This window comes from Paraclostridium bifermentans (assembly GCF_964259345.1).
In the GTDB taxonomy this organism is placed as follows: Bacteria; Bacillota; Clostridia; order Peptostreptococcales; family Peptostreptococcaceae; genus Paraclostridium; species Paraclostridium bifermentans_B.
Genome location: NZ_CAXVJR010000004.1, coordinates 209,822 through 231,157, shown reverse-complemented (window position 1 = coordinate 231,157; position 21,336 = coordinate 209,822). Strand labels below are relative to the sequence as shown.

Annotated in this window: 12 protein-coding genes; 2 read left to right on the top strand and 10 right to left on the bottom strand. The window is 26.9% G+C overall.

Going from position 1 to position 21,336, the window contains the following annotated elements; genetic code table 11:
• Positions 1 to 61: 61 nt before the first annotated feature.
• Positions 62 to 2,137: a CocE/NonD family hydrolase gene (locus ACEXNK_RS09615; RefSeq protein ID WP_373600352.1), complete on the bottom strand. Its 2,076-nt coding sequence runs from the start codon at positions 2,135 to 2,137 to the stop codon at positions 62 to 64.
• A 214-nt stretch (positions 2,138 to 2,351) separates the two neighbouring features.
• Between ACEXNK_RS09615 and ACEXNK_RS09610 the strand changes: the two genes are divergently transcribed.
• Positions 2,352 to 2,651, top strand: a complete 300-nt coding sequence (locus tag ACEXNK_RS09610) for a hypothetical protein (protein ID WP_373600353.1) — start codon at positions 2,352 to 2,354, stop codon at positions 2,649 to 2,651.
• A gap of 156 nt (positions 2,652 to 2,807) precedes the next feature.
• Here the strand turns inward: ACEXNK_RS09610 and ACEXNK_RS09605 are convergent, their stop codons facing one another.
• From ACEXNK_RS09605 to ACEXNK_RS09595, 3 genes are read right to left on the bottom strand one after another with little or no spacing between them, the layout of a single operon-like run.
• Positions 2,808 to 3,920 (bottom strand): ABC transporter permease, encoded by a 1,113-nt coding sequence (locus tag ACEXNK_RS09605; RefSeq protein ID WP_373600354.1) that lies wholly within the window; start codon positions 3,918 to 3,920, stop codon positions 2,808 to 2,810.
• The gene (locus ACEXNK_RS09600; RefSeq protein WP_373600355.1) at positions 3,913 to 5,052 is read right to left on the bottom strand and encodes an ABC transporter permease; all 1,140 of its coding nucleotides are present in this window, start codon (positions 5,050 to 5,052) and stop codon (positions 3,913 to 3,915) included. Before ACEXNK_RS09600 ends, ACEXNK_RS09605 begins: the two co-directional genes overlap by 8 nt.
• Before the next feature lie 10 nt (positions 5,053 to 5,062).
• Positions 5,063 to 5,992 (bottom strand): ABC transporter ATP-binding protein, encoded by a 930-nt coding sequence (locus ACEXNK_RS09595; protein ID WP_373601590.1) that lies wholly within the window; start codon positions 5,990 to 5,992, stop codon positions 5,063 to 5,065.
• A gap of 254 nt (positions 5,993 to 6,246) precedes the next feature.
• On the opposite strand from ACEXNK_RS09595, the gene ACEXNK_RS09590 reads away from it, so the two are divergent.
• On the top strand, positions 6,247 to 6,990 hold the full coding sequence (locus ACEXNK_RS09590) for a TMEM164-related integral membrane acyltransferase (protein WP_373600357.1): 744 nt from the start codon (positions 6,247 to 6,249) through the stop codon (positions 6,988 to 6,990).
• An 80-nt stretch (positions 6,991 to 7,070) separates the two neighbouring features.
• On the opposite strand, the gene ACEXNK_RS09585 is transcribed toward ACEXNK_RS09590, so the two are convergent.
• From ACEXNK_RS09585 to clpB, 6 genes are all read right to left on the bottom strand, one after another.
• Positions 7,071 to 11,312 carry an acyl-CoA dehydratase activase-related protein gene (locus ACEXNK_RS09585; protein ID WP_373600358.1) on the bottom strand — a complete coding sequence of 1,414 codons (4,242 nt, stop codon included), beginning with the start codon at positions 11,310 to 11,312 and terminating at the stop codon, positions 7,071 to 7,073.
• Positions 11,313 to 11,462: 150 nt separating this feature from the next.
• Positions 11,463 to 12,581, bottom strand: a complete 1,119-nt coding sequence (locus ACEXNK_RS09580; RefSeq protein WP_373600359.1) for a glycoside hydrolase family 10 protein — start codon at positions 12,579 to 12,581, stop codon at positions 11,463 to 11,465.
• A 150-nt stretch (positions 12,582 to 12,731) separates the two neighbouring features.
• Complete coding sequence (locus ACEXNK_RS09575) at positions 12,732 to 14,741, bottom strand: sensor histidine kinase (RefSeq protein WP_373601589.1); 2,010 nt, start codon at positions 14,739 to 14,741, stop codon at positions 12,732 to 12,734.
• Positions 14,742 to 14,979: 238 nt separating this feature from the next.
• On the bottom strand, positions 14,980 to 16,125 hold the full coding sequence (locus ACEXNK_RS09570; RefSeq protein ID WP_373600683.1) for a DUF362 domain-containing protein: 1,146 nt from the start codon (positions 16,123 to 16,125) through the stop codon (positions 14,980 to 14,982).
• 137 nt (positions 16,126 to 16,262) lie between these two features.
• Positions 16,263 to 18,269 carry a methyl-accepting chemotaxis protein gene (locus ACEXNK_RS09565; RefSeq protein WP_373600684.1) on the bottom strand — a complete coding sequence of 669 codons (2,007 nt, stop codon included), beginning with the start codon at positions 18,267 to 18,269 and terminating at the stop codon, positions 16,263 to 16,265.
• Positions 18,270 to 18,532: 263 nt separating this feature from the next.
• On the bottom strand, positions 18,533 to 21,127 hold the full coding sequence (gene clpB, locus ACEXNK_RS09560; RefSeq protein WP_373600685.1) for an ATP-dependent chaperone ClpB: 2,595 nt from the start codon (positions 21,125 to 21,127) through the stop codon (positions 18,533 to 18,535).
• Positions 21,128 to 21,336: the final 209 nt, after the last annotated feature.

The window sequence follows — 21,336 nt, the reverse complement described above, 5'->3', positions numbered from 1 at the left end:
TTCTGATTATATCACAAAAACAAGGCGATATTGTACTTAACAATTCGCCTTGTTTTTATGCCTATTTCTCTATAGGTAATATAATTTTAGAGGGATAATCTATTCCATGATGAACATTGTTTCTTGCAATTTCGAATACATTACTATTATGACCATCTATTGTATTACTATTTGGAAATATATAATTTTTTGCACTAGAAGTTATAGTAAGTCTTATTTTGTGACCTTTTTTAAAAGTGTTAGAAACCTTAGATGTTCTTATTGCAAATTCATATATTTCTCCTTCTTCCATAAATTTAGCTTCTTCAAATCCATTTCTATACCTTGCACTAAGTATTCCATCTACTAATTTTATAGAATTTCCTTTTTCATCTACATCTAATACTCTAACTACCCAATCAGTATCTTTTTTATCACTACTTCCATAGAACTTAACTAAAACTTCTCCCGTTATAGTCAAATCTTTTTCTAAAGGTTCTGTACTAAAACACAACATGTCTTCTCTTTTTTCTATTTCTATATAGTTCTCTGGAACAGATATTTCATTTTCACTCATATCTATAATATGAATAGATGGATTTAATGGATCGTAATTATATGTGTCTTTATTATTTTTAGATTTTCTTGAAACTAACTTACCATCTCCACTAGAAGTGTTAGCACTTTTTTCACTAGTTAGGTAAAAATCAGTGTACTCTATATTATCTATTGGCCATGTATTATTAGTTTTCCACTTATTTTCTCCTATTGTATAGTATTCAACTGCAGGACCTTCATTTATTTTATTGTCTATTTCTTTTAATTTATTATCAAACCATTGTAAGTAATAGTAATCTAAATCAAACCTTATAGCATTATTTCCAAAGGCTACATTATGTATATCTCTAGCTGTATTTGCTTTATGCATCCATGGCCCTAGTATTATCTTTTTATCCTTAGAATCATAATCTTTTACTATTTCTAAAGCTTCTGTAGTTGCCATACCATTATCATCAAACCATCCTGAAACTATCATAGCAGGAACTTTTATATTTTCTTTTTTATTATACCAACTCTGCTTTTTCCAATAATAATCATTATCCTTGTGTTCTAACCATCTATTAAAAAATCCTATATCATATCCTAAGGCTCTATTTGCTATATTTTCAAGTGGCCTTATATTAAGGACCTCATCCCAGTCCGTTCTATTCATTTTTTCTCTATCCATTTCCTTTTTAGATACAGAAAATGCCCAAGCCAATACTCCTGACGCTAATGCTCCTCCTTTTCTTGGTAAATCTACAAAAGGGCTTCCTGAAGTTACTATACTTACTAAAGCTTTTAGGTATTTATTTTGAGTAGTCGCTGCTGCCCATTGAACAAATCCAAGATATGAACCTCCTATCATACCTACTTTTTCATTTGACCATGGTTGCTTTGCTATAAAATTTATAGTATCATCTCCATCTTCAGCTTCATAATAGTGCGGTTCAAACTCTCCTTCTGATTTATTCCTTCCTCTTACATCTTGTAAAACTAGTGCATATCCTCTTTGCACATATGTTAAGTATCTATTTATTAAATCTTCTTTTCCATAAGGTGTTCTTACTAATATTGTTGCAACTTTTTGATTTATATCTTTTGGTAGGTATATTAACGTGGATAGATTTGTGTTATCTCTCATTTTTATCATTTTTTCTATAGGTTGACTTACTTTATATATGTTTTTATCATAATCTTTCCATAATTTTAGAGGTGTCTTATCTTCAAAACCTTCTTTTACTAAAACTGCTGTATTTGATGAGTTTGTAGTTACAAAACCTATTATATCTTTATTATAAACTACTATATCTATTGGCATTACTTTTTCTCTTTGTACATATAAATTATCTTCATATTTTGAATAAATTTCGTTATAATCTGTAATAATTATATCTTTTTCTTCTTTAAAACTATTTTGATAAGATTTTAGTTTTGATGACAATTCTAATAAATCTATCTTACTCAATTCTTTATAGTATTTATTCTCTTCTTCTGTTAACTCTCTTATTGATTCAAATTTATTTGTATTTATATTCAATTTAGAGTGTGTTACTTTATCTTTTTCAAACTGTATATAACTATAATTTATACCACTTAAATATAACTTAAATTGCATATTTATCCCCCTTTGACCTACTTTACAAGTAATAATAATCTAATTTTTCTGAAAAATCAATTGTAAATTAAATTTACGTGTTTTTTATAAAAATTGTAATTTGAAAAATATGTGAATTTTTATAGAAATTTTAATTATATTTGATTTTTTAATTAATTCTTAGGGTAATATAATTTCATATATTATATATAATTTTTTTTATTGGAGGAACTATATGTATAAAGACTTTAATGAATCTTTAACCGATTTGAGAGTTAAAAATATGAAAAAATCAATTGATACTAGTTTAGTAGTACATGTACTTAGGTATAGAAAAAAAATAATAGTTGCTTTATTGTTATTATTCTTATTATTTATTGGTATACAACTTTATTTTACTAAAAAACCTATATACAATTTTACTAGTGAAGAAACTCAATTCTATGCAAATAATGAAATTTCTAAATTAAATAACACTAATTCAGGTACATTATACTCAAACGAGTTTTTGTGTAAGTTTGAAAATCATTATTAAATTTTTATATATAATTAATGAAAATGGGGCTGTATCAATAGAGATTAGCTCCTTTTTCTTAGCTAGAATCTATATAATTCTATAAATGTTTATATAAAAAGAGTGCCCCTATTAATGAAATTAATCATTTTGAGACACCCCTTATCTATCATAACTTTAACTTGCTGATTTTGACTTTCTAGAAAATAGTATTGTTATAGCCAAAAACAGCAATCCACATAGTATAATACTTATAATTTGTGGCATTATTTCTCCTAAATCGTATCCTTTTTGTATATTTTCAATTGCTATCATAGCCCATCTTGTTGGTAATAAATTACCGATTTTTTGAAGTGGCTCAGGCATCACATAAAAAGGCCAAAATAATCCACTTATCATACTACAACAAGTTACTATAAGTGATGATAAATTTGATGCTACCGAAGGAGTACTGCTTACAGTAACTATAACTAAATTAAATCCAATTGCTACAAAATTTACTGCTAGTAATACATATAAGTAATATACGGTATTTTGTGTTTGGAAATCAAAATTCGCTAATTTGCATATAAAATAATATAAAATAGATGTTACTGCACTGCACATAAAAAATACTATGAATACACTTGTGTAATATTTAAGTTTTGATACATTAGCCAGTAGTATCCTATCCTTTGTACCTCCTTTTTCATCATCTATTATAAATCTAGTTATAAAAAATGAAGATATAAACATCATCATAATAACCATACCTATAGATGCTGATACACTTATTTTTCTTGGAATTTCTTTATTAACCTCATACTTAACATCGCTATTTTTATATTCATTTAAGTATCTATTAAATTTTTCTTCATCTTTATTTGCTAATTTTCCTATCTTTATCATATTATCAGTAGTTGAATCTATAACATTTACTACACTTGCTTTTATTTCACTATCTCCTATTGATTTTATATCTATAGTATCCTCTTTACCTTTTATTATATTTTCACTAAAATCTTTATCTATTAATATACATAGCTCTACTTCTTTAGATACAACTGCTGTATCTACTTTATCTTTATCTAAATTTATTACTTTTACCGAATCCATAGATTCTATATTCTGTATTATTTCTTTAGATACTATTCCTTTATCTTCATTTACTAATCCAACTCCATATTTCATCTCTGATCCAAGTAAGAAACTTGCTCCTACTGTAAGTATAGTTGGTATTATTATAAGCGTTAATATTATTGTCTTTTTTCTAAATAAAACTTTAGTTATGTTTTTTATAAGACTAAGCACTTATATCACCACCTTTAAGCTTTTTACTTATCAATACTATTAAGATTAATATAGTTGATATTGAAAAACATAAAGTTAATGATACTTTTGTATAAATATCAGCCACTCCTGTACTTAAACTTATAAGAGCTGAATTTACCCAATATATAGGACTTATTACCGTTAAATTCCCTATTATAGGTATACTTTTTATCATGGCAATTGGTGTATAACATCCCCCTAATAAACATGTTATTATTATAAAAGTATTTAGAATCCCATTTAAAGACTTTCCTTCTTTTACGATTATTCCACATACAGCACCTACTACAGATGCAAATAAAGTTAAAGCTAATAAATTTATCATCATTGGTAGTATGTTATTTCCCCAATTAGCATTAAGTACTACTGATGAGTATATATATACAATTAATATTTGAATAGTTCCTATTATAATTCCTAAAGACATTTTAGATAATATTAATTTTAAGTTAGTTGCTTTTGATATAGCTATCCTATCTATAGTTCTTAGCTCTTTCTCTTTTATTACACTTTCTCCTACTATTATAGATACATAAAGTATTATAAGTGCTAGTTCTGCAAATGTGTAATAATCAACTGATGTTATAGTATGTGTTCCTACTTGGATATTTTTAGTATATTTATTTACTTGTTCATCAAATATATTATTAAACATTTGAGGGTTGTTATTTATTACTAAATCTACCATAGAGTAGTTTTGTACTACTCCTTCAAATATGCTCCTAAAAATTTGAGCTCCTGTACTTTCTCCATTTTCATTTCTAAAGTATTCAAACCCATCTTTATCTATTGTTATCAAAGCATATGCTTTATTGTTATTTACTTCATCTTTAGCTTTTTTAATATCATTTGTTTCTTCAATTTCTATATCTTTAAACTCTTTTCTTATATTTTTGTTAAATTCTTCAAATCCTTCTTCATATTTAGATTGTTCTTTAACATTATAGTAAACTTTTGCATCATTAAATATATCAATAGAGGAGCCCATAATACTCTCTAGTGCAAATCCTAATATCGTTATTAATGCTATAGGAAATATAAACATCATTATTACATTGCCTTTATTTCTTAGAAATTGTATGATTTCTTTTTTTAACATTGAAATAAACATATATTCACCTCTAATCTCTAAGAGATTTTCCTGTTAAATTTAAAAATACAGTTTCTAAACTAGGAATTTCACTTTTCATATTTCTTATATTAGTATCTTCCTTAGATATAACATTTACTATATCTTCAATAATTTTTTTATTTTCATTATAGTAACATTCTATATCTTTTTTATCTACTTTCACTCTATAAACTCCATTTATTTGTTTTAGTTTTTCGTCTATATCATCAATTTCTTTGTCTACTTCTATACGGTATATATTTTCATCCTTTACAACTTCTTTTAATTCACTACTATTTCCTACTGCCATAACTTTTCCATGGTCAATTATCGCTATTGTATCGCACAATTCTTCTACTTCCTCCATATAATGGGAAGTATATATAATTGTTGCACCTTCTTTTCTTAGCTTCTTTACTGATTCTAGTATATGATTTCTAGACTGTGGATCTATACCTACTGTAGGTTCATCCATTATGATAAGTTTTGGAGAATGCGCTATTGCACATGCAATATTTAATCTTCTTTTCATACCACCAGAAAAAGTTGATGCTTTTTTATTTTTAACTTCTAAGAGCCCAACAAATTCTAAAGCTTTTTCTACCCTTTTTTTTAGTTCTTTTCTTTTGTATCCATATAAAGAACAAAAAAATGCTACATTCTCGTATGCTGTTAAATCAAAATATAGTGCAAAATCTTGGGGAACTAAGCCTATGTTCTCTTTCCATTTTGCTATAGAATTTGTGTTTTCTTCATATATAATTTTTCCACTAGTTTTTTTTACTAACCCTGTAATCATGCTTATCGTAGTTGATTTACCAGCTCCATTTGGTCCTAATAATCCAAATATTTCACCTTTTTTTATATTTAAACTTATACCTTTTACTACTTGTGTTTTGTCATACTCTTTATAGATATTTTCTACTTTCAATATATCCATATCTTCACCCTCTTTTATACGTATATCTACTATATTTAATTTATTATCCATAACTTTATAGTACCATAGTTTTTGTAATAATTTTCTAAATTTTTTAAATCTTTATGCTAAATTTAAAACCTATATTTTTTGATAAATTTTAATATTTTTATTAATATAATAAATCTTACAATTTTGTAGTAATTATTGTATTCATTTATTATATGTCGTATTATAATACTTGCTGTCAAATAATAATTAGAAAGGAATTTAATATGCATAATATTTTTTACTTTTTTAGAAGTAATACATCGAATCATAACTTTATTAATTTTGGAATAATCCACTTGTCTTTATTAGCATTTGCATTATTTATTAGTGCTTATATATATAAAATGAAATCAAGAAGTAGAAAGTTAGAATTATTTATAGGAATTGTTTTATTAGTTCAACAGATAACTTTGTATTGTTGGTATACTTTATCTGATTTTAATATCCTTCAAGAAGGACTACCTTTATTTCACTGTAGAATTGCAATTATAACTATAAGTATCGGTATGATTTTAAATAAGAAATTCCCTATGAAATTGGGGGCTTGTTGGGGAATATTTACGGCTCCTGCAGCTTTATTATTTCCTGGTCTTGATCCATTTTCATTTCCGCATGTAACTCAGTTTTCCTATTTTATAGGTCATATATTACTATTATGGGGATCTGTGTATATATTGTTTGCTAAGAAAATAAATGTATCTAAAAAAGATATTAAGAATATATTAATATTCACAAATTTTTATCATGTATTAATGTTTATTTTAGATACTATGATTAAAGCTAATTACGGATATATGCTTACTCCTCCTATAAAAATAGGACTTACATTAAATCATATGGTTTATGCCTTAGTAGTTATATCTATATTTAATATAGTATTAATTTTAGAATACTTCATTTTATTTAATAAAGAAAATAATTCATTCTTAAGAAGCTACGATGAAGATGACTCTTTATCTATAGGATAAATTTAATAAAAACAAAATTAAGGGGTGTATTAAAACCATTAGCTATTTGCTAATAACTTTAAGACATCCCTTTATAAGTTTTATCCTAAGTTTTTAAATGAAGTTGACAACATAAGTTTAATTCTATTTAATTGATTAACTTCACTTGCTCCTGGATCATAATCTATAGGAACAATGTTAGTGTTTGAATATATTGATTTTAATTCTTTTATAACACCTTTTCCTGTAATATGATTTGGTAAGCATGCAAAAGGCTGCATACATATAATATTTTTTACATCACTTTCAATAAGTTCCATCATCTCAGCTGTTAAAAGCCATCCTTCTCCAGCTTGATTTCCAAGAGATATGACTTTTGATGCAGTTTTTCCTAGTTCTTCAATTCTCTTTGGTTTACTAAATCTTTTACTATTTTCTAATGCTTTCATATAATGTTTTTGATACACTGCTATAGTGTTTATTATTGCTTTTCCACCAAGTTTTTTATATTTTTTATCTAAATAATTATCAGCCCTAAAGTAAGTATTATAAGCACAACTCAAAAAGAAATTTGTAAATTCCGGAACAACAACTTCCGCTCCTTCTTCTTCTAATATGTGTATAATATCATTGTTTGCTAAGGGATGAAATTTTACTAATATTTCTCCTACTAAACCTACTTTTGGTTTTTTCTCATCATTTATAGGCAGTTCATCAAAATCTTTAACTATGTTATATATATTTTTCTTAAACTGAGATATACTTCCATCTTCCAAGCTATTTTTACAAATATTTAAGTATCTTTCATAAAGTCTATTAGCACTGCCTTGTTCTATTTCATAAGGTCTAACCCTATATAAAACTTTCATAAGTAAATCTCCATAAATAGCTGCCATTACAATTTTATTTATAAGGCCTAAAGAAAATACTTTATATAGCTTACTGCTTTCTTCTCCATTTACAGATAGTGATACCACAGGTATATCTTTGAATCCTGCATCACTTAATCCTTTTCTTAAAAAGCCTATATAGTTAGTAGCCCTACAAACTCCTCCAGTTTGAGTAATTGCTACAGCAGTTTTATTTAAATCATATTTTCCACTTTTAAGAGCTTTTATAATTTGCCCAATAACAATTATAGCAGGATAGCATGCATCATTATTTACATATTTTAAACCTTCTTCTATAGCTCCTTCATAGTTTTTAAGTAACGTCATATTATATCCACATGACTTTACACTGTGTTCTACTAAATCAAAGTGTATAGGTGACATTTGAGGCACTAAAATATTATAATTTTCTTTTACGCACTCTATTAAACTTCTTTTAGTATATTCACTTTCAACTTTTACATTTTCTACCTTGTTAGCTTCTCTTTCTTTTATAGCTGCTTTTAGTGACCTTAGTCTTATTTTTGCTGCTCCTAAATTATTTCCTTCATCAATTTTTATACAAGTGTATATCTTGCCTTCTCTACTTAAAATTTCTTGTACTTGATCTGTTGTTACCGAATCCAGACCACATCCAAATGAGTTTAATTGAACTAATGATAAATAATTTCTTTTACTAACAAATTCTGCTGCCCTATATAATCTTGAATGGTAAGCCCACTGATCTACAACTCTTAACTGCTTATAGGTATCTCCTAAATGACATATACTATCTTCTGTAAGTACAGCCATATCTAAAGAATTTATAACCTTTGGTATTCCATGATTTATCTCTGGATCTATATGATATGGTCTTCCAGCTAGTACTATACCCTTTTTATTAGTTTCTTCAAGATATTTTAAAGTTTCTTCTCCCATTTTGCGTATATCTTCTTTAAACTTGCCATATTCTTCAAAACCTAAATCAACACTTTTATTTATTTCTTCTTTACTTATATAAATAAATTTTCCATCATAATCTTTTATTTTATTTAATTCTTCATAAAGTTTTTTCTTTAAAGCTTTTTTATTATTCATAGGCAAAAATGGGTTTATAAAGTTGATATTTTTATCTTTTATTTCACTTACATTATTTTTAATTACTTCTGAATAAGACATAACTACAGGACAATTAAAATGATTATCTACTTTGTTAAATTCTTTGTGTTCATGTCTTATACAAGGATAAAATATATTTTTTATTCCATCTTCAATTAAACTATTTATATGTCCATGCACTATTTTTGCTGGATAACAAACAGACTCTGATGCTATTGAATCCATACCTTTTTCATATAAATTTTTAGATGATTTACTAGATAAAACTACTCTAAATCCTAAATTTGTAAATATAGTATGCCATAGCGGATAATCTTCATATATATTTAATACCCTAGGAATTCCAATTTCAGGTCTATATGATTTATCTTTATCTAAGCTTTTATAGTCAAATACTCTTTTATATTTATAGTCAAATAAATTTATATTTTCATGTTCTTCATTCTTTAAAGATAATGCTCTTTCACATCTATTTCCTGATATAAATTTATCTCCATTTCCAAAGTTATTTATAGTTAATAAACAATTATTAGAACATTTTCCACATCTTGTTGTAGTTACTTTTAAGTTTATAGAATTTATTGATTTTTTATTTAAAAGTGTTGTATTATAACCTTCTTTGTATTTTTCTTTGGCTATAATACTTGCTCCAAATGCACCCATTATTCCAGCAATATTTGGTCTTATAACTTCCTTATCCGTTAATATTTCAAAAACTCTTAATACAGCATCATTATAAAAAGTTCCGCCTTGTACCACTGGGTATTTTCCTATATCTTCTTTAGACTTTGCTTTTATAACTTTATATAGTGCATTTTTTATAACCGAATAAGAAAGTCCCGCACTTATATCACTCACTGAATTTCCTTCCTTTTGAGCTTGTTTTACTCTAGAATTCATAAATACAGTACATCTTGACCCTAAATCTACAGGATTTTTAGATTCTAAAGCTTTTTTTGCAAAATCCTTTATATCTAGTTGTAATGATTTTGCAAAAGTCTCTAAGAAAGATCCACAACCAGAGGAACAAGCTTCATTTAATATTATGGTTTCTATTACTCCATTTTTTATTTTTAAACATTTCATATCTTGCCCACCTATATCTAGTATAAAATCTACATTAGGCGAGAAAAACTTTGCACCTTTGTAATGTGCTATTGTTTCTATTTCTCCTATATCTACTTTTAAAGCCTTTTGAAGTAGAGCTTCTCCATATCCTGTAACAACTGAGTTTGCTATATATGCTGTATTTGGCAAAATATTATATATATCATTTAAAATACTTATTGTAGAATCTAGCGGTTTTCCTTCATTACTTTGATACTTAGAATATAATAAGTTTCCTTGTTCATCAACCAAGGCTACTTTTGTAGTTGTTGAACCTGCATCAATACCTAAAAAACATTTTCCTTCGTAATTCATTAGATCCTTAGTTTTTACTATATTTTTCTCATGTCTTTCTTTAAATTCTATATATTCATTTTCATTTTTAAATAAAGGTCTAAGGTTACTGCTATGTATAACTTCTTTATTTCCAATATTTTCAATATTATGTATTAAATCACTTAATGTAATAGTTTTATCTTTACATGATAATGCAGCTCCTATTGCTATATATAGTTGTGCATTACGTGGAAAAATTATATCTTCATCTTTTAGCTTCAGTACCTCTATAAAAGCTTTTCTTAGCTCTGATAAAAAGTATAAAGGTCCTCCTAAAAATGCTACTTTACCTTGTATTTTTCTTCCACAAGCTAAAACGCTGATAGTCTGAACTACCACAGCATGGAATATACTCATTGCGATATCTTCTTTTCTAGCACCTTCATTTATTAGTGGTTGTATATCTGTTTTTGCAAAGACTCCACATCTTGCAGCTATGCTATATATATTGTTATAATCCTTTGCTAGTTCATTTAATCCACTTGCATCTGTTTTTAAAAGTGTTGCCATTTGATCAATAAATGATCCTGTTCCACCTGCACATATACCATTCATTCTTTGTTCTATTCCATTTGTTAAATAAATGATTTTAGCATCTTCTCCACCTAATTCTATAACTACATCTGTTTCTGGATTTAGATTTTCAACAGCCTTTGTACTAGCAATTACTTCTTGAACAAAATCAATTCCTAAATTATTTGCTAAATTCATACCCCCTGATCCAGTTATAACTATAGATACACTTTTATTACCAATAATTTCATAGGTATCTTTTAATACATCTGTAACAGCATTCTTGATGTCTGATAAATGTCTTTTATATTTACTAAAGACTATATTTTTATTACTATCTAGTACCACTACTTTTACTGTAGTCGATCCAATATCAATTCCTATATTAAAAGTGTCCATTGTAACTATCACCTCATTTTTTAGTTATCTTTATGTCTGTTTGAATTGATTTTTAGAAAATTTTATCGTTTCTTGTTATATTTTAACATAAAAAAAATGTATTATCCAAATGTTGGCTAATACATTTATATTATATTTTATTAAAATTAATTATCTTTTTATGCAAGCTTTTTGAGAATATGCTTTTTTTAATTGCTCAATTACTCCTTGATTATTATTTTTTATATCTCTATAACTAAACAATATATTTCCTTCAACTTCTTTGTACTCTCTATTTATATCTATCTCTTTAGTTAATTCTTTTGCAGTTTCTTCCTTATTTATATTTTGACCTACATACAATTTAACATTCGTTCCATCTACAACATTGGACCACCATCTAACCAATGTTTCATAAGGATTATCTTTATTTTCAGTTTCCCAATAAATTTGAGGTGCTATATAATCTATTATTCCCTCGTCTATCCATACTAGCGCATCTGAGTATAAATCATAATACCCTTCCAATCCATTCGTATTAGATCCATTTATATCACTTGATTTATTTTTCCAAATACCAAAAGGACTTATTCCAAATTGAACATTTGGTTTTATTGATTTTATAGCATTATAAACCATTCTTATCATATAGTTTATAGCTTCCATTCTACATCTTGCAGTGTCTACTATACATTCATAATTTCCATCACATGTACATATATATTTACATTTGCAATCTGGCGGTGGATAATTATATGGATAGAAATATTCATCAAAATGAATTCCATCTATATTGTATTTAGCTACTATTTCAAATACAGTTGTAGCTATATAATTTATTACATCTATGTTTTGCGGATTGTAAAAAAGTGTATCATTATGTTCCAGTACCCACTCAGGATGTAATTTAGCAGGATTATTATCTGCAAGTTGATTTAAATCTGTTCCTTTTGTAGTTATTCTATACGGGTTTAACCAGGCATGAATTTCCATATTTCTTTTATGTGCTTCTTCTATCATAAACTCAAGTGGGTCATACCCTGGATTTTTTCCTTGTGTCCCTGTAAGATAGTCTGACCATGGATTTATTTTTGAATTATAAAATGCATCTGATGTAGGTCTAACTTGGACGAATACTGAATTTATATTTAAATCTTTTAGTTGCTCTAAAATTTTTATAAATTCTTCTTTTTGAGCCTGTGGGTTGTTTTTAGTCTTTGGCCAATCGATCTCATATACTGTAGTTATCCATACTCCTCTTAATTCATATAGTTTACAGTCTTCTCTCATGAGAATTCCCCCTTAATATATATCTGCATTATTTATTGTATGTATTTATATATACATTTGTTATAAAAATTTTGAGTTGCTCAAAGTTAAACATAAATCCCTTAAGCACAAAAAATAAGATACTTATTAAGTATCTTATTTTTTATTAGTTTATGTATCATATTCTGATTCATGAAGTTCATATATATCTGAAAGTTCCAATTGTATTCTTTGTAAATCAACATGATAATCTTTATGTACTTTTCCTTTTCCCGTTTCTTCACTTACTAATTTATTTGGTAGCAATATTGTAAATGTTGTGCCACTTTTTCCATCACTTTCTAAATAGACTTTCCCATCCATTAGTTCCACAAGTGATTTTACAAGACTAAGACCAATTCCACTACCTTCTTTTTTTCTTCTCATAGATTTATCACCTTGTACAAATCTATCAAATATTTTATTCTGAATTTCAATAGGAATTCCAATCCCATCATCTTTTACTTTTATACCAACCCAAATTTCACTACTAAATATCTCTACTAAAATATTACTTCCTTCTTCACTAAACTTTATGGCATTAGATATTAAATTTAAAACAATTCTTTCTAAGAAGTCTGGATCACACTTTATATCAAGTTCTTCTACGTCTGTATCAAATAATATTTCAATACCTTTTACTTTTGCATAACTTACAACAGATAAGGTCATTTCCTCAACTATCTTAACTATATTATAGTTGTCAAATTGTGGGTATTTAAATCCTGAGTCTAACTTTGTAATGTCGACTATATTATCTATTAATCTAAGCATTCTTTTGCAATTTATATCTAAGCAATCTTTATACTTTATGTATATCTCTTTAAAGTTATCTTTTTGTACACTAAATCCGAGTAATTGATTCGCAGAGTATATTATATTTAAAGGAGTTTTTAATTCATGACTAATATTTGAAAAAAACTCACTTTTTATTTCATCTTCTTGTTTAATTTTTTCATATTGCAATAAAGCTTTTTCTAGTTCATACTTTTCCGATACATCTTTTATAGTTATTACCTTGTATTTTTTATTATTTATTTTAAATATTTGTATTGATATATCTATTATTTTATCAATTTCTTCAATATATGTATCTTTACTAAATCCACCTGATTTTAGTATTTGTTCTTCAATTTCATCAAATTTTAATCTTTCTTTGCATATTTTTTCTATATTAAATTTATGACCAATTTCCATTTTAAAATGTTCATTTTCTTTATATTTTCTCTCAACATATAAGCACTTTTCATTTTTATATTTTATCTTATAATTTTCATCACAAATTAATATACAACTATGTTTATTTTCATCAATTATCTTAATAAATAAATTTCTTTGTTCATCCAAGACTCTATTCATTTGTATATTTTGACTAAGTTCAATAAACAGTCCTAAGATAAAAATTATAAATCCCAAATATACAGTAGTTGTTCCAATTAAAGCAACATTTATACTTGGATTTACTAAATAATAAAAATCATATATAGATTTTAGAGAAAACATAAGTGCACTTGCTCCAATTACACTATATATATATTCTTTATTGCTAAAACTTTTTACAAAGAATTTTATAGCTATTAATATATAAGCTATAAATAAAAAAGCATTGTAGTCTTCGTAAAATTCAACTACCCCTATTTCATATGGAAATATGTAATTATATTCTATATATGTAGCTATTATAGTAAGAATAGTAATCACAATAAATGATGCCTTTCTATTATTGACTATAATATTTTTTAATTTATTAAAATCACTAAATGCTATATATATAATACAAACTCTTATAAAAGATGTTAGTATAGCAAAGTAATTATTAATATCTATATTTAGGTAACTCACAATATCTGCTATAAACATATCTATAAAAAAAACTGTGTACATAAGTGACATTATAAATAGTTCCTTTTTTTTGTTACTATCATATGATAATAAACAACTGACTACACCTAATATAGATAATACCGTCCCTCCTATTCTTATAATCTCATCTTTTGATACGTTAAGAATAGTATCTGAATCCATAATTCCTATAAGTGTACAAATATATAAGAAAAACATAAAAACTGATACTATACATATAGCTACTATATCAATCCTTCTTTGTTTCTTAATATTTTTTAAAAAATTTACATTTTCCATATTTTAACCCCTTATTCTACATTATTATCCTATTAAATTATATCATTATAATTTATTATTTACCATAAATTTATCTGGTTAAAACATTGAAAATACTTGACTTCAACTTATTTAAATTTTCTATAAATTCATATATATATTAATTTTTTATTTATTAAATCAAGATATTTAAAAAGAAACTACCTAAATATTAGGTAGTTTCTTTTTAAATATCTCGATTATTAATCTTTTTTATAATTTATTTTATAAGTTTAAATATAATACTTCTTTTTATATTTACAGCTTTTTTAGGACATAGTTCATGACAGCAAAAACATCTTATACATTTATCTAAATCTATTTCTATCTTGTCATTTAAAGTTATAACCTTTGCTGGGCATACTTCTATACACTTTTTACATTTAACACAATCCTTATGTGAAACAACAGGTTTTGGAGTTAGAATATTTGTAAGTGGTTCGTGTATAAATTTGGGTAAACTAGATGCCAATAATCTAAAATCTTTACTTGTTTTTGGTATTTTGAAGTCTTTTATTATAAGTTTATTTATATCATCGCCAACAATACTTACATCCCTTAAATCTTTTTTAATATACCCTCTTTTTATACTACCTCTTATAGTTGGAACTCTATTCATATCTAAATTTATAATTTTGCAGGCTACAGTATCTATTGCATATGGACTAGATGATGCTAAAGTTACGCCAATATGTCTTGGGATTCCTGCGGAAGGTCCTTCACCTTCCATTCCAATAATACCATCCATAATAGTTAAAGTAGGATTTACATAAGAACATATATCTAATAAAACATCTTCACAAAATATTTCTTCATTTGGAAATCTATAATGTATCTCTGCTTTTTTTAATCCTGCTATTGCACCATATAAATTCTTGACACCACCTGTAAATGTCGCCATCCCATGTGTTTTTAATTTACATATATTTATTATATAATCTACTTTAGTTATCGGAGAAATTATATCCATATACTTTAAAGCCTTTGCCTCTTCATTTACAACTTTAACTTCACTTATATCATAATTTAATTTCACACCTAATTCATCTGCTATATCCATCATACCAGTTGATTTATATATCCCCTTAAGAGCAGATACAGTATAAGGTCCACCTGGACTATCCCCTATTATTACCTCACAATTTAGGTCAAGCAATATTTCACAAACTACCTTAACCAATCCTGGATGAGTAGTTGCAGCTTCTTGCGGGTTTTTCTTCATAAGTAGATTCGGCTTTATCAAAACCTTACTATTTGGTTTAATATACTTATCTATTCCCCCAATATCGTCTAAATTTTTCTCTAATGATGATTTTATATTTTCATAAGTATAATCATCACATTTTCTTACCGATACAAATTTCATATCTATCCCCTTTTCAACTTCCTTTATAATAAGCCTTTTATTTTACCTAATTAACCAATTTTATATTATCATAAATTCAATAAAAATAAAAACAAGCTATTGAAAACTAATTTAGTTTTTCAATAGCTTGTTTAGTGTTATTTCAAGTTAAATTTCGAAATCATTTCTTTTAACATTTGAGCTTGACTTGATAACTCTTCACTTGCAGCTGCACTTTCTTGTGCCGTTGCTGAATTTGTTTGTACAACTATAGATATTTGTTCTACTCCAGTATTTACTTGATTTAAATAATGAGCTTGTTCATTACTTGCATTTGCAATTTCTTGTATAACCTCTGATGTTCTTTTAGCTCCATCAATAACTTCTTCAAGAGATTGTGCAGTGTCTGAAACAATTGTAGCTCCATTTCCTATTGCTTTAAGCGATTTTTCAATTAAATTTTCTGTATCTTTTGCACTTTGTGCAGACTTTGCAGCAAGATTTCTAACTTCATCAGCAACGACTGCAAATCCTTTCCCTGCCTCTCCTGCACGTGCTGCTTCTACCGCTGCATTTAATGCTAAAATATTTGTCTGGAATGCTATATCATCTATACTTTTTATTATATTGCCTATTTCATTTGATGTATTGCTTATTTCATCCATCGCATCAATCATCTGCTTCATTTGTTCTCTTCCTCTATCTGTAGCAATACTTGATTTTTCAGATATTTCTTTTGCTTTTACTGCATTTTGTACAGTTTTATTTATTTGGTCTGAAACTTCATTTATAGTCGCTGAAAGTTCCTCTATTGAACTTGCTTGCTCTGTAGCCCCCTGAGAAAGAACTTGTGCACTTTCTGCTAATTGTTCTGATCCAATTGCAACATGATCCCCCGAAACATTTATTTGTTCTAAAGTATCATTTAATCCATCTACAATTTTATTTATAGCTACTAATATAGGTTCAAAATCATTTACAAATAAATTATTTAATTCATTACTATGTACATCAATATCTATATTACCATTACTAATTTCAGTTAATATATTTGTTAAAGCATTTATCATTTTTGTAAAATCATTAACTATTTTATTGGTAGCATTTGATACTAATCCTATCTCATTATTTTCATCTATAACTTGAGTCTCTGATTTTAAATCACCTTCAGCTAGAGTTTTTAATCTTTCACTACATTTTTTTAATGGATTACCTATTTTATTAGAAACTTTTATTGCTACAATAAATGCTATAATTGTAAATGCTACAGCTAATATTATAGTAGTTATAATTGATGTATACATAGGTCCAAGGAAATCACTTCTATTTATAGTTATACCTATCCCCCAACCATCACTATGCTGTATTGGTGCATATCCTAAAATTTTACTTTGACCATTATACTCTAAATCAAAATATCCTGTTTCTCCTGAAATAACTTTTTTGTCTGCTTCTGCAAATGGTATTAAGCTTTTATCACTTGCTGATTTTTTTATAGTATTTTGAACTCCAATAACACTAATATCTTGAGCTCCTATTGTCATTCCTTCTTTGTCTAAAAGGTAAGGATAGCTACTTTCCCCTATCTTTATATTGCTTACAATGTCACTTAAAAAAGCTTTATCTACATTAAAAGTTATAACGCCTACTATATTACTCCCTTGGACTCCGTTTTCCCAAAGAGGAGCTGAAACCAACATCGTAATATCTCCTGTTGTTTTACTAAGTACAGGGCTACTTACATACGCTTGTCCTTGTTTAGAAATTTTAAAGCATTCTCTTTCTGAGTAATCTTTTTTATTAAAAAGATCTACTCCATTTAAATCTAAAATATGACCTACTGTTAATCCATATAACTTTTCTTGTCTAGTCATAATACTCTTTTTTTCTTCTACACTTACATTAGGATCTGAAAGTTCTTTTATAATACCCGTTTGTATTGCTGCATTCTCTAAATTTATAATTTTTTGAGAAACTATTTCAGATGCTTGTTTAGTCGTTTCTATAATACTATCTCCTAAAATTGTATTAGCAGTTTTATAATTTAAAAAACTCGTAATTGTCCCTAATAGTAAAGTGCATGTCACTACAAAACATACAATTATTAATGTAAGTTTAGTTTTTATACTTTTATCTTTATTTTTATTTTTTAATTTAAATGTCATTTTCATCTTCATCCTTTATTTAAAATAGTAAATAATTTTTAATTCTAAAATAGTTGTGTTTTTTGTTTGTATAACACCTCCAATTAAATTGTTTTATTTTTTAAAATTTTCTATATTTTTACACTTTATACTATTTATCGGCTATTATTAGACATGCTAAAGTAAAAGTAATTAAATTTTAAAAATAAAAAAGCTATGAAATACAAAGTTTATCTTTGTGTTTCATAGCTTTTTCTTATCTTACAAAATTCAAGTTTTTATATTTACTTCACAGATATATTTATATTTTCATTATCACCGTCAACTACAATAGTACATCCATTGTATATCTCACCAGCTATTAACTTCTTAGCTATCATAGTTTCAAGTACATTACTTATATATCTCTTAAGTGGTCTAGCTCCGTAAATAGGATCATAACCTTCCTTAACCATTATCTCTTTTGCATTGTCTGTAACTTCTATCTCTATATCCTTATCTTGTAATCTATTTCTTAAAGACTTCATGAATATATCTATTATTTGCTTAATTCCTTCTTTATCTAATGGCTTAAACATTATTATATCATCAACTCTATTTAAAAACTCTGGCTTAAATCTTCTCTTCATTTCATTCATTACTAACTCTTTAGCTTCATCATTTATATTTTCACCAGCTTCTAATAAATATGAACTACCTATATTTGAAGTCATAATTATTATAGTATTTTTAAAATCTACCGTCTTACCTTTATTATCTGTAAGTCTTCCATCATCTAATATTTGAAGGAATAAGTTAAACACATCTTCATGAGCTTTTTCTATCTCGTCAAATAGTATTACAGAGTATGGATTTCTTCTAACAGCTTCTGTTAATTGTCCTCCCTCTTCATATCCTACATATCCTGGAGGAGGTCCTATAAGTCTAGAAACTGCATGTTTTTCCATGTATTCAGACATATCTATTCTTATTATATTTTCTTCACTATCAAATAAATTATTTGCTAAAGTTTTTGCAAGTTCTGTTTTACCAACTCCTGTAGGTCCTAAGAATATAAATGAACCTATTGGTTTATTCTCATCTTTAAGTCCTGCTCTATGACGAAGAACAGCATTACTTACAGCTGTTACAGCTTCATCTTGCCCAATTACTCTTTTGTGAAGTTCATCTTCTAATTTCAATAATTTTTCTCTTTCTCCTTCTACAAGCTTAGTAACTGGTATTCCTGTCCATTTAGAAACAATTTGAGATATTTCATTTTCAGTAACTTCTTCTTTTAATAAAGCATTTTCATAACTTTCTTGCATTTTTTGTTCATGTGCTTTTATCTCTTCTTCTAACGTTGGTATAGTGCCGTATTTTAATTCTGCTGCTTTGTTAAAGTCATATTCTCTTTCGTATTTTTCAACTTCACCTTTAGCTTCATCAAGTCTTGCTTTTAAGTTTCTTATTTCTAGTATTTGACTCTTTTCTTTTTCGTACTTAGCAGTCATTTCATCATTTTTAGATTTTAATTCCGCTAACTCTTTTCCTAAGTTTTCAAGTCTTACTTTACTCTTTTCATCATTTTCTTTAAGTAATGCTTCTCTTTCAGTTTCTAAAGTTAATAATTTTCTTCTAACAGTATCTAATTCTGTTGGAAGAGAATCTATCTCACTTCTTATCATAGCTCCAGCTTCATCTATTAAGTCTATTGCTTTATCTGGTAAAAATCTATCTTGAATATATCTATCTGAAAGTTTTGCTGCTGCAACTATTGCATTATCATGTATTCTTATACCGTGATGTATTTCAAATCTTTCTTTAAGTCCACGAAGTATTGAAACAGTATCACTTACACTTGGTTCTTCTGCCATAACGGGTTGGAAACGTCTTTCTAGTGCTTTATCTTTTTCTATATATTGTCTGTACTCATCAAATGTAGTAGCACCTATACAGTTTAACTCTCCTCTTGCTAGCATTGGTTTTATTAAGTTACCAGCATCCATAGCTCCATCAGTTTTACCTGCTCCAACTATTGTGTGTATCTCATCTATAAATAATATTATTTTACCTTCTGCAGCTTGAACTTCTTTTAATACAGCTTTTAATCTTTCTTCAAATTCTCCTCTGTATTTAGCTCCTGCTATTAAAGAACCCATATCTAATGAGAAAATTACCTTATCTTTTAATCCTTCAGGTACATCTCCTCTAACTATTCTTTCTGCTAAACCTTCAACTATTGCTGTTTTACCAACACCAGGCTCACCTATTAATACTGGATTATTTTTAGTTCTTCTTGATAAAATTCTTATAACTCTTCTTATTTCTTCATCTCTTCCTATTACAGGGTCTAACTTATTCTTTTTAGCTAATTCTACTAAGTTAGTAGCATATCTTTCTAAAGCTTCGTAAGTTCCTTCTGGGTCATTAGTTTCTACTCTTTGACTTCCTCTAACTTGTGATAATACATTTAAAAAGTCATTTTTATTTATGTTATATTGTTTAAATATTTTCCCTACATTAGTCTTTGATTCAGTTTCCATCATTGCAAGTATAACGTGTTCTACACTTATATATGCATCGTTAAATTCTTTAGATATTTCTTCAGCTTTTATTAATACTTCATTTATTTTTCTTGTAGCTGTTACTCCTTGTGAGTTTATACCTTCACCATGTATTTGTGGTAATTTATTTAATTCTGTATTTATACTGTTATTTAATGCTACAACAGATATATTCATCTTTTCTAGTATATTTGGAATAAGTCCATCTTCTTGATTTACAAGTGCACTTAATAAATGTATTACGTCCACTTGTTGATTGTGATTTTTCACTGCTATATCATAAGCTTCATTTAAGCCTTTTTGTACTCTAACTGTCATTTTCTCTATATTCATAATAAAATCCCTCCATATTCAGTTTTATCTATATATATCTATTTATTAATAGTAAATCTTTTTATTTCTGTTATCACTCTTTGTTAACGAGTGCTAACAACCCGTTGTTAATATAATATATTTATATTTTCACTTTGTCAACACTTTTTCCAAAACTTTTTTCTAATAATAAAATTCCTACATATTAAAACTTATTAGTACCCCCTAGT

Excerpts from the sequence above, each read along its gene's own strand:
- ACEXNK_RS09615 (WP_373600352.1), bottom strand. The coding sequence starts at position 2,137 with ATGCAATTTAAGTTATATTTAAGTGGTATAAATTATAGTTATATACAG.
- ACEXNK_RS09610 (WP_373600353.1), top strand. The coding sequence starts at position 2,352 with ATGTATAAAGACTTTAATGAATCTTTAACCGATTTGAGAGTTAAAAAT.
- ACEXNK_RS09600 (WP_373600355.1), bottom strand. The coding sequence starts at position 5,052 with ATGTTTATTTCAATGTTAAAAAAAGAAATCATACAATTTCTAAGAAAT.
- ACEXNK_RS09595 (WP_373601590.1), bottom strand. The coding sequence starts at position 5,992 with ATGGATATATTGAAAGTAGAAAATATCTATAAAGAGTATGACAAAACA.
- ACEXNK_RS09590 (WP_373600357.1), top strand. The coding sequence starts at position 6,247 with ATGCATAATATTTTTTACTTTTTTAGAAGTAATACATCGAATCATAAC.
- ACEXNK_RS09585 (WP_373600358.1), bottom strand. The coding sequence starts at position 11,312 with ATGGACACTTTTAATATAGGAATTGATATTGGATCGACTACAGTAAAA.
- ACEXNK_RS09580 (WP_373600359.1), bottom strand. The coding sequence starts at position 12,581 with ATGAGAGAAGACTGTAAACTATATGAATTAAGAGGAGTATGGATAACT.
- ACEXNK_RS09575 (WP_373601589.1), bottom strand. The coding sequence starts at position 14,741 with ATGGAAAATGTAAATTTTTTAAAAAATATTAAGAAACAAAGAAGGATT.
- ACEXNK_RS09570 (WP_373600683.1), bottom strand. The coding sequence starts at position 16,125 with ATGAAATTTGTATCGGTAAGAAAATGTGATGATTATACTTATGAAAAT.
- ACEXNK_RS09565 (WP_373600684.1), bottom strand. The coding sequence starts at position 18,269 with ATGACATTTAAATTAAAAAATAAAAATAAAGATAAAAGTATAAAAACT.
- clpB (WP_373600685.1), bottom strand. The coding sequence starts at position 21,127 with ATGAATATAGAGAAAATGACAGTTAGAGTACAAAAAGGCTTAAATGAA.